We start from the raw sequence: 429 nt of genomic DNA on the forward strand, positions 1-429 counted from the left end.
TGCGAAACTATGGGGATGATGCACATGCGTACTGTTTATGTGAACGGCGACTACCTGCCCGAGACCGAAGCGAAAGTGTCGATCTTTGTTCGCGGCTTTCTGATGGCCGACGGTGTCTACGAAGTGACCAGCGTGCTGGACGGCAAGCTGATCGACTTTGACGGCCACGCGGTGCGCCTGCAACGCTCGCTGGACGAGCTGGACATGAAGAACCCGATCACCAAGGACGACCTGCTGGAAGTGCACCGCGAATTGGTGCGTCTGAACGGGATCGAAGAGGGCATGATCTATCTGCAAATCACCCGTGGCGCGCCCGATGACCGCGACTTTGCCTTCCCTGACCCCGAAACCGTGCCGTGCACCGTGGTTCTGTTCACCCAGAACAAGCCGGGCCTTGCCGCCAATCCGGTGGCGCAAAAGGGCATCAAG

General features: G+C 59.2%; 1 protein-coding gene. It reads left to right on the plus strand.

The window, feature by feature from the left end:
• Positions 1-18 precede the first annotated feature (18 nt).
• The coding region (locus FLO80_RS22215) for an aminotransferase class IV (protein WP_188078413.1) at positions 19-429 on the plus strand (411 nt) is incomplete at its 3' end.

It is taken from the genome of Aquicoccus porphyridii, assembly GCF_008369105.1.
Lineage (GTDB): Bacteria > Pseudomonadota > Alphaproteobacteria > Rhodobacterales > Rhodobacteraceae > Aquicoccus > Aquicoccus porphyridii.